Origin of the sequence: Propionivibrio dicarboxylicus, assembly GCF_900099695.1 — a bacterium.
Taxonomy (GTDB): Bacteria; Pseudomonadota; Gammaproteobacteria; order Burkholderiales; family Rhodocyclaceae; genus Propionivibrio; species Propionivibrio dicarboxylicus.
Genome location: NZ_FNCY01000006.1, coordinates 34,658 through 50,540 on the forward strand (window position 1 = coordinate 34,658; position 15,883 = coordinate 50,540).

Sequence of the window (15,883 nt, forward strand, 5' to 3'; positions counted from 1 at the left end):
AAGCCCTGCTATGAGCAAGCACATTGGACGTTTCGAGATTATCCGGGAATTGGGGCGTGGCGCCCAAAGCGTGGTCTATCTCGCGCAGGATCCGCATTTGCAGCGCGAAGTGGCGATCAAGACGCTGCATTTCTCTCGGCATGATCCGCAGCAGAATCAGCAGTTGCTTTCCGAGGCGCGTACCGCCAGTCAGTTACGTCATCCAAATATCGTCCCGATTTTCGAGGCCGGCGAGGCGTCGGGCGATCCCTATCTCGTTTTCGAATATGTGCCAGGGCAGAATCTGGGCGAGTTGTTGAAACGCGAGGGGCGGCTGTCGCCGGCCAAGGCGCTGGCGATATTTGGCGGTGTGCTCGATGCCATCGGGCACGCCCATGAGTCCGGCATTGTTCATCGCGATCTCAAGCCGAGCAATATCCTGATCGATGACAAAGGCACGGTGCGGATCATGGATTTCGGCATCGCCGGCCGCATCGAAGCGCAAACCGAGGCGCCTGACGCGCTGTCAGGAACGCTGTGCTACATGGCGCCTGAGTATATTGGCCAACGCGTCAGTAACGAGCGTTCCGACATTTTCTCTGCCGGCCTCGTGCTTTATGAAATGCTGGTCGGTGCGCCAGCGGTGGCTGGAACGAATCGCCAGACGATCTTCAACCGCCTGACGACTGAAGATATTCGGTTGCCTGCGGTGGCCGGACTTGAAGTCGATGCAGCGCTGGCGAGTTTGCTTTATCGCGCGCTTGCCCGTGATCCGGAGCAGCGAATCGCGTCTGCGCGCCAGTTTCATGAAATTCTGGATGACTACCTGAAACCGTCGGCGCCGTCGCCGAGTGCCGATGCGACCCAAGGAACGATCGACTTCCTGCTGCGTCGGATGCGTGTCAAGAGCGACTTTCCGGCGCTCTCCGATTCCGTCAGCACGATCAACAAAATCACGCGCTCGGACAAGGAGAGTATCGCCGCGCTGTCAGCGTCGATCCTCAAGGATTTTTCGCTGACCAACAAGATCTTGCGTCTGGTTAATTCGGTCTATTATCGGCAGGCCGGAGGCGGCAGTATCAGCACGATCTCGCGTGCGGTATTGGTGTTGGGGTTCGACGCCGTGCGCAACATGGCGGTCACGGTGATGTTGTTCGAGCACATGCAGGACAAGGTGGGAACCGGGAATCTCAAGGACGAATTCCTCCGGGCGAATCTGGCGGCAGTCCTGGCTAAAGACATTGGCGAGAAGAACGCGCCGCGCGAAGTCGAGCAGGCCTTCATCTGTGCCTTGTTCCATGGCTTGGGGCGACTGCTTTGTCATTATCACTTCGTTGAGGAGAGTCAGGAGATCCGGCGCTTGGTCGAGCAGAAATCGGTGAGTGAGGAAGTGGCGGCGCTCCAGGTGCTCGGCGTCTCGTTCGAGGATCTCGGCATGGGGATCGCCAAGTCCTGGGGGTTCCCGTCCTTGATCTTCAATGCCATGCGCAAACTGCCGGCCGGTAAGGTCCGCAAAGCGACCACCAATGAGGAACGCATGCGCGTTCTCTCGTCGCTTGCCAATGAACTCTGCGGGATGATTTCGACGGTTGAGTCGGATCAGCGGCAAACCGAGTTGCGCAAGATGTCGGCGCGTTTCGGCGAGAATTTTCCGCAGGGCGAGCAGGGCTTGCGCGAAGCGATCGACCGGTCCTTTGTCGAAATATCGCAGTTTGCGACGATCATCGGCATCAACATGAAACAATCGGTGTTCGGCAAGCAGATGCGCGCCTGGGGGGCCAAGACGCTGAGCGGTGCCGAGAAAGACCGCGAGGGTTCAGTCGGCGGCGAAACGATTCTGGCCGAAGGCGTGCCGACGGGGGCGCTTGGAGCGACCTCTCCCGAAGATGCATCGGCTGCAACTGATGGTGTGGTCAGTTCGGAGGCGATCCTGATGGCTGGAATTCAGGACATCAGCAACACGCTGGTCGAGGAGTTCAAGCTGAATGATCTCTTGCGCATCATTCTCGAAACGATGTTCCGCGCAAAGAATTTCAAGCGCGTCATTCTCTGCGTGCGCGATCCCCAAAATAACCGCATGGTCGGTCGGTTCGGTTTCGGTCCCGATGCGATAGAGGTGGCGCAGCGGTTCAAATTCTCGCTCGAATTCACGCCCGACATTTTTCATGCAGCGCTGTCGAAGAACGTTGACATTTTGATCAGCGATACCGGCGATGCCAAGATCACTGGTCGCATCCCCGACTGGTTCCGCAAGGGTGTCAACGCCGGGACATTCGTAATTTTCCCGCTCTCGATCAAGAACGTCGCGGTTGCGATGATCTACGCCGATGCGGATCTTGCCGGTGAGATCGTGATTTCGGAAAGGGAACTCGCCTTGTTGCGCACCTTGCGCAACCAGGCTGTTCTCGCGATCAAGCAGTCGTCATGAGCGGGCAGAGCGGATGCTGTCCCGCTCCGCATGCTACCAGAGCTTCCACCAGGGCGTTTTGCGGTCGATCCCGCGTGTGTAGTAAATGCTATTGGGGTAATTCTTGCGCATGATCCGCTCGGCGTCGTCGCGCAGATCGTTCACGCCCATCTCGTCGTAAGCCTTGATCATGATGAACAGGGCCTCTTCGGTTGCCGGGGCATCCGGATAATTCTTGAGCGCGTACTGTGCACGATTGACGGCGGCCAGGTAGGCGGTCCGCTTCATGTAGTAGCGCGCGACGTGTACTTCCAGCGTTGCCAGCGCATTGACGAGATACTTCATGCGCAGGATGGCGTCAGGCGTGTATTTGCTATCGGGGAAGCGTGTGACCAGTTCCCTGAAGGCATCGAAGGACTCCCGAGCACCTTTCGGATCACGTTCGGTCATGTCCTGTTGGCTGATGGCGCCGAGCAGGCCGAGGTCTTCGTTGAAGTTGACGAGACCTTTGAGGTAATAGACGTAATCGATATTCGGATGATTCGGGTGCAGCTTGATGAATCGGTCGCAGGCGGCGATCGCAGAGGCGGGCTCGCTGGCTTTCCAGTACGCATATGCCGCTTCGATTTGCGCCTGCTGTGCATAACGGCCATAGGGATAGCGCGATTCGAGCTTTTCAAAAAGCTTGACGGCTTTGTCATAGGAGCCGTTGGTCATTGCCTCCTTGGCTTCGGAGTACAGCTTCGTGGCTGACCAACCGATGGTTTCGTCCTTGGTTTCCGGCAAGAGACCGCATCCGGATTGAAGCAAGAGCAGGAAAAGCGTCGCGATAACCGCTAAACTACGCATGATGAAAATTCCGCAAAATAAATTAGTGCCTTCCGATATCGGAGGCGACGTTGCAGGGCCGGCAGATTATAGCGCAACAAACGCCGCCCTTCGCTTGAGTGTGCCGTCCGAGTGTGGCGGACTTCGTCTTGATCAGGTTCTGGCACGGCTATGTCCGCAACATTCCCGCAGTCGCTTGCAGCAGTGGGTGCGCGAGGGTAGTGTGACGATCGATGGGGCCAGGATAACGGAGCCCAAACATAAACTCTGGGGAGGCGAGTCGGTCGAGATCATCGAACGTCCCGACCCGCATTCGCTGGCCGCGAAGCCCGAGAACATCGGCATTCATGTGGTGTACGAGGACGAGGCATTGATCGTTGTCGATAAGCCGGCCGGCTTGGTCGTGCATCCGGGCAGCGGTAATTGGACGGGCACCTTGCAGAACGCTTTGTTGCATCACGCGCCCGAACTCGAACGGGTGCCGCGAGCGGGAATCGTGCACCGCCTCGACAAGGACACCAGCGGATTGTTGGTGGTGGCGCGAACGCTTGAAGCGCAGACCGATCTCGTGCGTCAGTTGCAGGCGCGTACGATGAAGCGCTATTACTATGCACTTGTCCGTGGCGTGCTTGAACGGGGCGGTACGGTCGACGCGCCGATGGGACGTCATCCGTCGCAACGAACCAAAATGGCGATCATCCAGAATGGCAAACCGGCTCGAACGCATTATCGGATCGTTGAGCGCTTCCTCGATTGCACCTTGGTTGAATGTGCGCTGGAAACCGGCCGGACGCATCAAATCCGCGTGCATATGACATCGATCGGTCATCCGCTCGTCGGCGATCCGGTCTATGGCGGCGGTGCGAGCCGGATCCCGAGCGGGCCGGTGTTTTCGCGTCAGGCGCTGCATGCACGGCGTCTCGGTCTGGTTCATCCGCTGACGCAGCGGTCAATGCTGTGGAAATCAGAACTGCCGGACGATATGCGCGAGCTGATCGAAAACGCGCGTTCCGAGGCGTATGAAGCTCGACTGATGGCCGAGGAGGCGGAGGACGATTGGGACGAGGATGATTTCGCCGACGGCCCCGAGGTTATATACGTCCGTGGCGACGGCAGCGAAGATGATGACGACGACCTGGAGTGATGGTGCCTGTCTGGTTCCCGACTGGCCTGCGCCGGCGGGAGTGCGCGCGCTCTCGACGACGCGGCATGGAGGCTTCAGTCAGGGAAAATATTCGAGTCTGAATCTTGGCGACCACGTCGGCGACGATCCGCAGGCTGTCTTGGCCAACCGGCGCCGGCTGGAGGAACTGGTGTCCGGCACGCCATGCTGGTTGAATCAGGTGCATGGCAAGACGGTGGTCGATGCGGCAGCTTTTACGGCCACAGAAAATCGGCCCGACGCCGACGCGGGCTATGCGCGCCAAGCCGGTGTCATTTGTACGGTGATGACGGCTGATTGTCTGCCGGTGCTCTTGTGTGACGATCGCGGGCTTGTCGTCGCTGCCGCGCATGCCGGATGGCGCGGGTTGCTGGACGGTGTGCTCGAAGCGACGGTGGCGGCGATGTCGGTCCCCGGCGAGCGCCTCCTTGCCTGGTTCGGTCCGGCGATCGGTCCTACGGCATTCGAGGTAGGGGACGAGGTTCGCCGGGCATTCTTGGCGCGCGATGCGGGTGCTGCCCGGGCCTTTGTTCCGGGGGCGGTCGACGGTAAATGGTTGGCCGATATCTTCCTGTTGGCCCGTCAGCGTCTGACTGCTTGCGGGGTGGAGCGTGTCTTTGGCGGAAACTGCTGCACCGTCAATGATCCCGAACGGTTCTTTTCCTATCGCCGCGACGGCCAGACCGGTCGAATGGCGACGATGGTCTGGCTCGATCGCTGAGCGCGGACAGCGTTCAGCCTTCGCCGAGATAGGCCTTGCGCACGCGGTCGTCGGCCAGCAGATCCTTGCCGGTGCCTGAAAAGCTGATCGATCCCGTCTCCATGACGTAACCGGTATCGGCGACATCGAGCGCCGCCTTGGCATTTTGCTCGACCAGCAGCACCGTGACACCTTCGGCATTGATCTGGCGAATGATGTCGAAAATCATGCCGACGAAGAGCGGGGCCAACCCCAGCGAAGGTTCGTCCATCATCAGCACGGTCGGGCGCGACATCAGCGCGCGTCCAACGGCGAGCATTTGCTGTTCGCCGCCGGAGAAGGTGCCGGCCTTTTGCTTGTGGCGTTCCTTGAGGCGCGGAAAGAGCTTGAAGACGTGTTCGCGATCGGCTTCGATGGCGGCCTTGTCATGACGGGCGAATGCTCCGAGCGTCAGGTTCTCGTCGACGGTCAGGTTTGGGAAGACGCGACGACCCTCAGGCACCAGAACGATGCCGGATTCGACGATGCGCTTGGTCTGCCGTCCGAGCATTTCCTCGCCGTTCCAGCTGACCGAGCCGCTGCCGGCCTTGACGAGGCCCATGATCGAATTGAGCGTCGTGCTCTTGCCGGCGCCGTTGGCGCCGATCAGCGTGACGATTTTTCCGGCCGGAACATCGAGGCTGATCCCGCGCAGCGCGTGGATGCCGCCGTAATGAACGGACAGATTACGGATTGACAGCATTTATTCCACTCCCAGGTAGGCCTCGATGACCTTCGGATTGTTCTGGATTTCCTCCGGCGTGCCATGCGCGATGGTGACGCCGTAGTCGAGTACGTAGAGACGCTTGCAGACGCCCATGACGACCTGCATATGATGTTCGATGAGGACGATGGTGAGCTTGAACTGGTCGCGGATTTTTAGAATGAATTCCATCAACTCGACCGATTCTTGCGGGTTCATGCCAGCCGCCGGTTCGTCGAGGAACAGGAGCTTCGGTTCGGTCGCCAGTGCGCGGGCGATTTCGAGGCGGCGCTGCTTGCCGTAGGGCAAGCTGGTAGCTTTCGCATTCTCGTGTTCGGAGAGTCCTACCTCGGCCAGCAAAGTGCGAGCGCGCTCGTGAATATGCCGCTCGCGCTTCATGTACGAAGGCAGGCGCAGGGTCGCCTCAAGTATGTTGGTCCCCATGCGCATGTGCTGGGCGACAAGCACGTTTTCAAGGACGCTCATCTCCTTGAACAGGCGGATGTTCTGGAAAGTGCGGGCGACGCCGAGCCGGGTGATCCCATGCGGCTTCATGCCGGTGATGTCATGACCGGCGAAGGTGATGCTGCCGCTTGTCGGTGTATAGACGCCGGTGATGAGGTTGAAGGAGGTCGTCTTGCCGGCGCCATTGGGACCGATCAAGCCGATGATTTCGCCTTCGTCGACCCGCAGGTTGAGTTCGGTCACCGCGGCGAGGCCGCCGAATTTCTTGTTGACGTTTTTCGTCTCAAGCAAGGTGCTCATCGCGCGGCCTCCTTGCTGGAACGCTTCGGCAGCAGGCCGATGCGCGAGAGCGACGCCCAGCTGAATTCAGCCGTACCCATCAGCCCTTGCTGGCGGTAGATGACGACGATCATCAAGAGCGCCGAGAAGAAGACCATGCGCAAGCCGGGAATGCCGTGTGTCACCATGAAGCCAAGGTTGAGCGGTCCGTCGAGGAAACGCAGCGCTTCCATCGACACCGTGACGACGATGGCTGCGACGACCGAGCCGGTGATCGAACCGACGCCGCCGAGTACGACGATCAGCAGGATGTCGAAGGTCTTGAGGAAGATGAACTGCTTTGGATCGATTGTCGTCAGGTAATGCGCCAGCAGTCCACCGGCGATACCGGCGAGGGCGCTGGAAATCGTGAACGACAGGACTTTCATGCCGAATACATCAATGCCCATGGCCTCGGCGGCGATCTCGTTGTCACGGATCGATTTGAAGGCGCGGCCGTAACTCGATTTGATCAGCAGCACGAGGAAAATCGTGATGGCGATTGCCGAGCCCCATGCCCACCACATCGTCGTATAACGCGGCAATCCCTTGAGGCCGAGCGATCCGTTGGTGATGGTCTGGGCATTGGTCAGCAGGACACGAATGATTTCGGAGAAACCCAGTGTTGCGATCGCGAGATAGTCATCGCGCAGGCGCAAGGCGACGATGCCGAGTATCCAGCCGATGAATCCGGCGAAGAGACCGGCAACGAGCAGCGAAGGCAGGAAGGGCAAATGTACGTTGGCAAGCCACGGAACAATCGGCTGGAGGACGTAGTTGGCGGCCTTCTGGTCCGGCGACATCGACAGGATGGCGCAGGTATACGCGCCGACCGCCATGAAACCGGCATGGCCAAGACTGAACAGTCCGGTGAAACCGTTGATCAGGTTTAGCGACAGCGCCAGGATGATGTTGATCGCGCAAAGCTTGAAGATCTGCATCGTGAATGGGTCGAACATCGAATCGAATACGAAGAGCAGTGCCAGGCCGAGCAGGGCGGCGCCGATCGTCAGCATTCGATCGCGGCGTTGCGTATCGTGGAGCACGGGGGACATGTTCATCAGACCTTTTCTCCCTGGTTCTTGCCGAGCAGGCCGGTCGGTTTGACGAGCAGGACGACGATGAGCAGGACGAACGCGAAAGCGTCCTTGTAGCCGGTGAGTTCCGGCAGGAATGCGATGGTCATCAATTCGATGAAACCGAGCAGGAGGCCGCCAAGGACGGCGCCGGCGATGCTGCCGATGCCACCGACGACTGCGGCGATAAAGCACTTGAGTCCCGGCATGATGCCCATTAGAGGCTCAAGGCGCGGGTACTTGAGCGCCCACATGATGCCGCCGATCGCCGCGAGGGCGCTGCCGATGGCAAAAGTGATCGAGATGATGCGATCCACGTCGATGGCCATCAGTCGGGCTGCATCGATGTCGGTCGATACCGCGCGCATCGCCATGCCGGTCTTGGTGCGATGCACGATCCACAGCAACACGGCGAGCAGCACGATGGTGACGAGCGGGATGATCAGGCTGATGCCGGCGACATAGACGCCGCTGAAGACGTAGTTTGCGGCAAAGAAGTCTGAAACCGGGAAGGCTTTGGGCCGGGCATCGAACAGCACGATGGCGAGATTCTCGATGAGGAAGGAGGCGCCGATTGCGCTGATCATGATCGAGATGCGCGGCGAGTCGCGCAAGGGGCGATAGGCGGCGCGTTCGAGGCCGACGCCGAAAAGAGTGGTCAGCGCGATCGCCAGTGCAACCGCCAGCCACCAGGGTATGACAAATGTGCTGATGCCATAGAAAGCCAGATATCCGCCGATCATGAACACGTCGCCATGGGCGAAATTGATCAGGCGGAGAATGCCATACACCATCGTGTAGCCAATTGCGATCAACGCGTACAAGCTGCCGAGCGACAGTGCATTGACGAATTGTTGCAGAAAAGTCTGAAGATCCATCTTGTTCCTTCTGAAGCGGCGCCGATACGGTCGCGCTCGCCAGAAAATGACGCTAAATTGCCTCCCTTCCGGCAAGAGAAAATCCGAATGCAACAGTAGCCATCGCTACAGCACATCCGGATTTCAGGATCTTGCCGGGAAGGCGGGGCTTTCGCCCCGCGCAGTCGTCAGGGTTTGACGGTCGTCAGGAAGACGAACTTCCCATCTTTCACCGTCTTGAACACGGCGGCCTTGTCGGCGTTGCGTTCGGCATTGATCGTAATCGACCCGGCCGACCCTTCGAAATCCTTCGTCTGGGTCAGCGCATCGCGGATTTTTTGCGGTTCGGCCGAGTTGGTGCGCTTGATCGCTTCGAGGATGACGAGATAGGCGTCGTAACCGAGCGCGGAAACCGCTGCCGGCTCCTTCTTGTACTCTTCACGGAAGGACTTCAGGAAGGCTTCGGAGGTCTTGTTGATCGGTACGTCGTTGGCGAAGAAGGTCGAGAAGACCGCGCCTTCGACAGCTGCGCCGCCGACTTCCAGGAAGGAAGTGACGTCCCACGTGTCGCCGCCGATGAACTGGGCCTTCATGCCGAGGGCGCGCGCTTGCTTGATGATCAGCGCCGATTCGGTGTAGTTGCCCGGAGCAAAGATGACATCCGGTTCAAACTGCTTGATGTTGGTGAGTTGCGCCGTGAAGTCCTGGTCGCCAGTGTTGTAGTCGGCGGTCGCGACGATCGACTTTTGGTCGCCCGTCAGCTTGACGAACTCGTCAGCGAAGAACTTGGCCAGACCGACCGAATAGTCGTTCGACACTTCGCGAATAATCGCCACTTTCTTGGCATTCAGGGTCTTGGCCGCATACGTTGCGCCGACGACGCCCTGGAACGGATCGAGGAAGCAGACGCGGAAGTAGTAGTCATTACCCTTGGTGACGTTGGGATTCGTTGCCGACACCGCAACCGCCGGGATCTTGGCTTCAGCAAAGATCGGGCCGCCCGACATCGACAGCGAACTGCCCCAGGAGCCGATCACCGCGTTCACTTTTTCCTTCTGCGCCAGTACCGTCGCTGCGTTGGCGGCTTCGACCTTGTCCGACTTGTTGTCGACGACGACCAACTGGACCTTCTTGCCAAGCACGGTGGGGAACAGTTTATTGGCGAGCTTGATGCCGTCATGTTCGTCAGCACCGCCAGCGCCATTGGCGCCGGTCAGCGGCTCGAAAACGCCGATCTTGATGACATCACTGCTGGAGCCGGAATTCGAACAGCCGGTCAGGGAAACGCCTGCAGCCATGATGGCGGCCAGCGTCAGAAGAGAAAAGATCTTTTTCACGCGCATCCTCCCAGATTTGTGGAACCCATTTCGGGCAATCGGCGGATGCTACATTGCAGGGTATTCTGCGTCAAGAAGTAAGCGCAACTGCTTCATCCAAATGCTTGCCAGGTATCGCGTCGAGCCCTGTTTTTTCTTCAGGCACGCTGTCTTTTGTCCTGTTGGGGCATGCAATCATGGGGCATAATTGATGCCGCACGACCACCGTCGTTTTTTGCGTCGATGGAGGAGTCTGGTGGCGCTTTGTCGCGGGGGGCAGAGAAAATGAAAAAAAGCATGCTTGGCGTGTTGCTCGCCTGCCTGTCGATCTGTATTTTTCTGGGTAGCGGGTGCGACGGCCGGCCGGGACGGCGGACAGAGACTGTACCCAAGACTGCAGTGACCTTGCTGCACTATTTCACCGATTCCCTCAGTGGCGGCATCGCCGAATTGGCGCAGACGTTTAATTCACGTCATCCGCGCTATGAGCTGAAAGCCATTTCGCTCGATCACGAGGCGTTCAAATCGAGTATTTATGACACTTTGCGTTCCGGAAATCCGCCCGACCTGTATTCGTATTGGGCCGGTGCGCGGACGGCGTCGATCATCGATCAGCTCGATCCGATCGATGACCTGTGGCGTGAAGGCGAGTTCGACAAGCTCTTTTCACCCGCGGTTGCGCAAGCGGCAAGCGACTACGACGGGCACAAATACCTCGTCCCGATGACGCAGCATTACATCGGTTTCTTCTATAACAAGGGGGTTTTTTCCCAATACAAACTGAAACCGCCGGAAACTTGGAACGATTTGCTGAACGCGTGCACCCGCCTTCGTGCGGCGGGAGTCGTTCCGATTGCCTTGGGTGCGCAGGATAAGTGGCCGGCGCAATTCTGGTTCGACCTGTTGTTGCTGAGGACCGCCCCCTTCGAATTTCGCCAGGGATTGATGAACGGGTCGGAACGCTTCGACGATGCCAAAGTGATTGCTGTCTTCGCGCGCTGGAAGACACTGATCGATCGGGGGTGCTTCAACCGGGCGCCGCATCCCAACGACTTGTCCTGGGATGCGGGGGCCAACGAAATGGTTTTCCGTGGTGAGGCCGCCATGACGCTGATGGGGACCTGGACGATCGGATATTTCGAGAATGCCAAGCACGCTTGGAAGGCCGGCACGGATTACGACTTTTTCCCGTTCCCTGTGGTCAATCCCGCGATTCCGCGCGTGTCGATCGGTCCGATCGACGGTCTTGTCATGCCGAAGCGTGCGTCCAACCCCGAGGGAGCCAAAGCGGCCTTGTTGCTGATGGCGCAGGAGGACGCGCAAAAGGCATTCAGTCGCGGGTCCGGTGCCTTGGCGCCCAATGTCCGTGTCGAGGATGGTTTTTACAGCGATATTCAACGGCGTGTTCGTGACGAGATCGCGCGGAGTCAGCGTTTTGCCTTTTCGTTCGATCTGGCTGCCCCGCCTGCCGTCGCAACGCTTGGTCTGGATGCGTTCGCCGAGTTCCTGGCTTTCCCCGATTCGTATCGGCAGATCGTTCATGATCTCGCCGATCGATCGGCCGAGTCCTTCAAATCCCTTTCGCCGAGCCGTTAAGCGCGCATGAGCCTATTTCGTCGCCTGAATCTGAAGGAAAAGATCGGATTGAGCTTTGCCGGGCTCATCATCCTGATCGCGGCGAATGCCTTTGTCGTCATTCCGTCGGCGTATGTCGTTTCTGCTCAAATCGCGCAGGAACAGGATCGCATCCGGATACTCGAGGAAATCAATCAGGTGAATGGCGCGTTCGGCCGGTATGCGCAGTTGCCCTCGCGCGAACTTGCCAGCGAAATATTCGTCAATCTCGATGGCATTCGCCAACGGATCTATTCCGGACGCAACGAGTCGCGTTCACTGGCATTGTTGCTGCCCAATATCGACGAGTACCGCCTCAATTTTCAAAAATTCGTCGCGGAGGCCGATCAACTCGACGCGCTTGGCAGTCAGTTGGCGGTGTTGGGACAGCGGATCAACGGGGAGTTGAAGGCCGGCAATTTGCAGCACGACGACCGTCGCGTGCATTCGGTTTATGAAGAGTTGATAGCGCATCTGGTCGGCATCCAATGGCGAATCCAGCGCTTTGGGAATGCTACGACCGTTTCGCTGGACGACGTTCGCGAGTTGCGCAACCAATTGGCACAACAGCGTCATCGCGTCTTGTACGACATACACGAAGGCGAGATGCAGCGGCGCTTGTATCGCCTTGTCCAGTATGCGAGCGACTATCTGTCGAGCCTCGAAAAATTTCTGCTTCTGAGCGACTCCAATCGCAGGACAACCGCGGTTCTCGGGGAACTCTCCGGCCAACTGGAAATGACGACGACGGCGTTCGGCATGTCCGCCCGCGAAATCATGCGCAATCAGTTCAGGAATGCGATTGCGTTCATGGCTTCGGTATTTTTCCTTTCGATTGTGGGGGCCGTCTTCCTGTCCCGTCGGTTGACCCGTGAAATCCTGCGTCCGATCCGTGAATTGCTGCATCCGATCCATGCGATTTCGCGCGGAGAGCTGACGGTGCGTGCCGACGTTCAGACGCGCGACGAAATTGCCGACCTCGCCGAGTCGTTCAATACGATGGCCGACAACCTGAAGAAATCTCAGGAATCGCTCGAGTTGAGGATCAGCGAGCGAACACGCCAGCTCAGCGAGTCGGAGCGGCGTTTCCGCGATCTCGTCAATACGACGGATGGCATCGTGTGGGAACGGGAGATCACGGGGAATCGCTTCTCGTTTGTCAGCGACAAGGCCGAAGATATTCTCGGCTATCCGGCATCCGCGTGGTATGTCGCCGGTTTCTGGCAAGAGAATCTGCATCCGCAGGATCAGCTCTGGGTGCCCTCTCAATACGCGATGGGCGTCAGCGTACGCGAGCACTTCAAGGTCGAATATCGCTTCATCGCCCGTGACGGCCGAATCGTTTGGCTCAACGATCTGGTCACGGTGGTCGAAGAAGAGGGCGTTCCGCGCTGGCTGCGTGGCATCATGATCGACGTCACCGAATCCAAGTTGGCAGCGGAGGAATACAGTCGGGTAGCCCAGAATTACCAGATGCTGTTCCGCGAAATGCTGAACGGTTTTGCCTTGCACGAGATCGTTTGCGACAAGGACGGCCATCCGGTCGATTATCGCTTCCTCGCAGTCAATCCCGCATTCGAACGCATGACCGGCATGGTCGCCAGCACTGTGGTCGGCCGTACGGCGGGAGAACTGTTTCCGAAGCTTGAAACCTATTGGGTGGAAACGTATGGCCGGGTCGCCTTGTTCGGCGATCCTGTTTCCTACGAGAACTATTCGGCGGACATCGACAAGTACTTTGAGGTGATGGCATTCCGCCCGGCTCCGGGACAGTTTGCCTGCGTCATCCAGGACATAACCGAACGCAAGCAGTCCGAAGAGCGGATCAACAGCCTGGCATTTTTCGATCAGCTGACGGGGTTGCCGAACCGAGCCAGTCTCAAACAGCATCTTGCCCAGGCGCTGGCGCTGGCGGATCGCAACCGGACGCGGGTCGCCCTGATGTTGATCGATCTCGATAATTTCAAGTCGATCAACGATACCCTTGGGCATCTGATCGGCGACCGATTGCTGACTGAGGTGGCGCATCGCCTGTCCGATGTGGTCCGGCAAAGCGATCTGGTCGCACGTTTTGGCGGCGACGAGTTCGTCGTCGTGTTGCCGGATATCGCCCAGCCTTCTGACGCAGGGACTGTCGCCGGCAAGATCGTCAGTGTCGTCTCCGAGCCATACCGGGTTGACGGGCACGATCTGCGCAGTACGCCGAGCGTCGGCATCTGCCTTTATCCGGACGATTCCACCGAGGCTGACGAGTTGCTCAAGAAAGCCGACGTCGCCATGTATCACGCCAAGTCGATGGGCAAGGCAAATTTCCAGTTCTTTCGGGAAGTGTTCCAGGAAGAGGCCGAACAACGCCTGGCGCTCGAAGCCGACCTGCGCCGCGCCATCGACGAAAAGCAATTCATCTTGCATTATCAGCCGCAGCTTGATTTGCTCGATAACCGGATTTGCTGTGTAGAGGCCCTGATCCGTTGGCAGCATCCGCGTCGTGGGCTCGTTGGTCCGTTTGAGTTCATTCCGATGGCCGAAGAGACGGGTTTGATCGCCCGCATCGGCAACTGGGTCCTCGAGGAATCGTGTCGGCAGATGGCGGAATGGCGCGCGCGCGGGATCGATGGCGTGCGCCTGGCCGTGAATTTGTCACCGGCACAGTTTGCCGATCCCGGGTTTCCGGAACGCATCGCCAACATATTGACCAGAACCGGATTGCCGGCGTCCTGTCTCGAACTCGAAATTACCGAATCGATCGCCATGGCCTCTCCGGTCGAAACCGAAAAGGTAATTCGCCGCCTCGTCAGTGAAGGCGTGTCATTCTCGATCGACGATTTTGGTACCGGCTATTCGTCCTTGTCTTACCTGCGGCAGTTTCCGATCCAGACGCTCAAGATCGACCGTTCGTTCGTCAAGGATGTCGACGCCGGAAATGGTGCATCTGACATCTGCGAGATCAGCATATTGCTGGCGCACAAACTTGGCCTCGATGTCGTCGGAGAGGGCGTCGAGACGCCCGAGCAACTCGATTTTCTGCGCCGTGTCGGCTGTGAAAAGGTACAAGGATTCCTGGTCAGCAGGCCGTTATCGGCAGAGTCGACCGAACAGGCGTTGGGCGCGTACCGGCTTCAGTTGCTCAGTCAGGCTCCGGAATAAAGCGCAGCACAGCACCGTTGATGCAATAGCGTTGGCCGGTGGGTGGCGGGCCGTCGTCGAAGACGTGTCCCAGGTGAATGCCGGAACTGGCGCTGCGGACTTCAATGCGATTCATGCCAAATGAGTCGTCTTCGTGAAAGCTCAATGCACCGTCTTCTGGCATGAAGAAGCTTGGCCAGCCGCAAGCGCTGTCGAATTTCGCGGCGCTGCGGAAGAGCGTGACGCCGGTGATCGGATCGATGAAGCGTCCTGCCCGTGTTTCATCAAGAAGCGGACTGGTGAACGGACGCTCCGTGCCATGCTGGAGCGCTATTCTCTGCTGTTCCGGCGACAGCAGATGGCGTCCCAGCCAGTGCCAGAATGCCAGAGGATTGCCGTCATACCCGGCCAGGCGGGCGACTTCCCGTGATTTCCGGACGAATACGATGGTCGGGCTAACCGCGATTTTCTCGTTCAGTCCGATGCCGGTGGGTACCGCGTCGAAAGACACCGGCGTGACCGGAAGCGGCGCGTGCCAGTCTGTCAGAATGTCGCGTGCCAGACGCTGGCCGGCCGCGCAATCGCTTCGCATGAACACGAACAGGCCTTCGTGTTCTTCGTGCTCTTTGTGCATATCCTGGCGAGGATAGGGGATGCCCGTGCCACCGAGACCACAGTAACCATGCGGATTCTTCTGCAGATAGCGTTGGTGATAGTCTTCGGCGCGGAAATAGCGTGTCAACCGCATGATTTCGGTCGTGATGCGGCCCTTGCCAGCGGCATCCAGGGCGCGCTGGTAGCGCTCCCGGCTTTGTTCTGCAACGGCTTGCTGGTCGGGACGTTCCAAGTAGATCGCGCTACGGTAATTGGAGCCGATGTCGTTTCCCTGACGATCTCCCTGGGTCGGGTCGTGACTTTCCCAGAAGCGCGCGAGGACAGTCTCGAGGTCCACACGATCCGGATCGAAAGTGACGCGGACGACCTCGGCGTGGTTGCGTAGCGAACTTTGTCCCCGTTGTCGGCGTCTTTCGTGCTGCAAGACCGCCTCGTAATTACCGTCGATATCGCCATTGGCATAACCGCTTTCGACGTCGACACCTTCGAGCGCCGCCATGCGTTTTTCGGCGCCCCAGAAACAACCCATGCCGAGAACGATGCTCTCCTTGCCGTCATGCATTTCAACTTCTCCTGAATACCGTCATGCACTTTGACGCTATTTTGGCGGCGAGGTTCTGTCTTGGATCGATGCCTCTTCGTGGGTGATCAGAAGAAAAAAGGCCCCGGGTTGCTCCG

At 58.6% G+C, this 15,883-nt stretch carries 12 protein-coding genes; 5 read left to right on the plus strand and 7 right to left on the minus strand.

Features of this window, described 5'->3' with window-relative positions; translation table 11 throughout:
• Nucleotides 1-10 precede the first annotated feature (10 nt).
• Entirely contained in the window at nucleotides 11-2,407 is a 2,397-nt protein-coding gene (locus tag BLR25_RS08740; RefSeq protein WP_091936650.1) for a serine/threonine protein kinase, read from the plus strand.
• A gap of 33 nt (nucleotides 2,408-2,440) precedes the next feature.
• Here BLR25_RS08740 and BLR25_RS08745 read toward each other — a convergent pair whose 3' ends face one another.
• Nucleotides 2,441-3,235, minus strand: coding sequence for an outer membrane protein assembly factor BamD (locus BLR25_RS08745; RefSeq protein ID WP_091936653.1), 795 nt, complete (start codon nucleotides 3,233-3,235; stop codon nucleotides 2,441-2,443).
• Between BLR25_RS08745 and rluD the strand changes: the two genes are divergently transcribed.
• Nucleotides 3,234-4,358: a 23S rRNA pseudouridine(1911/1915/1917) synthase RluD gene (gene rluD / locus BLR25_RS08750; protein WP_245715505.1), complete on the plus strand. Its 1,125-nt coding sequence runs from the start codon at nucleotides 3,234-3,236 to the stop codon at nucleotides 4,356-4,358. The two genes, BLR25_RS08745 and rluD, sit on opposite strands and share 2 nt — an antisense overlap.
• On the plus strand, nucleotides 4,339-5,097 hold the full coding sequence (gene pgeF / locus BLR25_RS08755; RefSeq protein WP_091936979.1) for a peptidoglycan editing factor PgeF: 759 nt from the start codon (nucleotides 4,339-4,341) through the stop codon (nucleotides 5,095-5,097). Before rluD ends, pgeF begins: the two co-directional genes overlap by 20 nt.
• 13 nt (nucleotides 5,098-5,110) lie before the next feature.
• Here pgeF and BLR25_RS08760 read toward each other — a convergent pair whose 3' ends face one another.
• The 5 genes from BLR25_RS08760 to BLR25_RS08780 all read right to left on the minus strand — a co-directional run bounded on the left by BLR25_RS08760 (nucleotide 5,111) and on the right by BLR25_RS08780 (nucleotide 9,871).
• The gene (locus BLR25_RS08760; protein WP_091936657.1) at nucleotides 5,111-5,818 is read right to left on the minus strand and encodes an ABC transporter ATP-binding protein; all 708 of its coding nucleotides are present in this window, start codon (nucleotides 5,816-5,818) and stop codon (nucleotides 5,111-5,113) included.
• Nucleotides 5,819-6,583 carry an ABC transporter ATP-binding protein gene (locus BLR25_RS08765; RefSeq protein WP_091936659.1) on the minus strand — a complete coding sequence of 255 codons (765 nt, stop codon included), beginning with the start codon at nucleotides 6,581-6,583 and terminating at the stop codon, nucleotides 5,819-5,821.
• Complete coding sequence (locus BLR25_RS08770; RefSeq protein ID WP_218122679.1) at nucleotides 6,580-7,662, minus strand: branched-chain amino acid ABC transporter permease; 1,083 nt, start codon at nucleotides 7,660-7,662, stop codon at nucleotides 6,580-6,582. The genes BLR25_RS08765 and BLR25_RS08770 overlap by 4 nt, the downstream gene beginning before the upstream one ends.
• The gene (locus BLR25_RS08775; RefSeq protein WP_091936662.1) at nucleotides 7,662-8,555 is read right to left on the minus strand and encodes a branched-chain amino acid ABC transporter permease; all 894 of its coding nucleotides are present in this window, start codon (nucleotides 8,553-8,555) and stop codon (nucleotides 7,662-7,664) included. Before BLR25_RS08775 ends, BLR25_RS08770 begins: the two co-directional genes overlap by 1 nt.
• A gap of 167 nt (nucleotides 8,556-8,722) precedes the next feature.
• A complete protein-coding gene (locus BLR25_RS08780; protein ID WP_091936984.1) occupies nucleotides 8,723-9,871 on the minus strand; it encodes an ABC transporter substrate-binding protein in 1,149 nt (382 codons plus the stop codon).
• A gap of 264 nt (nucleotides 9,872-10,135) precedes the next feature.
• Here BLR25_RS08780 and BLR25_RS08785 point away from each other — a divergent pair, with 264 nt between their 5' ends.
• Both BLR25_RS08785 and BLR25_RS08790 read left to right on the plus strand, forming a co-directional pair.
• Nucleotides 10,136-11,446, plus strand: coding sequence for an ABC transporter substrate-binding protein (locus tag BLR25_RS08785; RefSeq protein WP_176785813.1), 1,311 nt, complete (start codon nucleotides 10,136-10,138; stop codon nucleotides 11,444-11,446).
• Between the two features lie 6 nt (nucleotides 11,447-11,452).
• On the plus strand, nucleotides 11,453-14,611 hold the full coding sequence (locus BLR25_RS08790) for an EAL domain-containing protein (protein ID WP_091936666.1): 3,159 nt from the start codon (nucleotides 11,453-11,455) through the stop codon (nucleotides 14,609-14,611).
• On the opposite strand, the gene msrA is transcribed toward BLR25_RS08790, so the two are convergent.
• Nucleotides 14,592-15,767, minus strand: a complete 1,176-nt coding sequence (gene msrA / locus BLR25_RS08795; RefSeq protein WP_091936669.1) for a peptide-methionine (S)-S-oxide reductase MsrA — start codon at nucleotides 15,765-15,767, stop codon at nucleotides 14,592-14,594. The genes BLR25_RS08790 and msrA overlap by 20 nt on opposite strands.
• Nucleotides 15,768-15,883 lie beyond the last annotated feature (116 nt).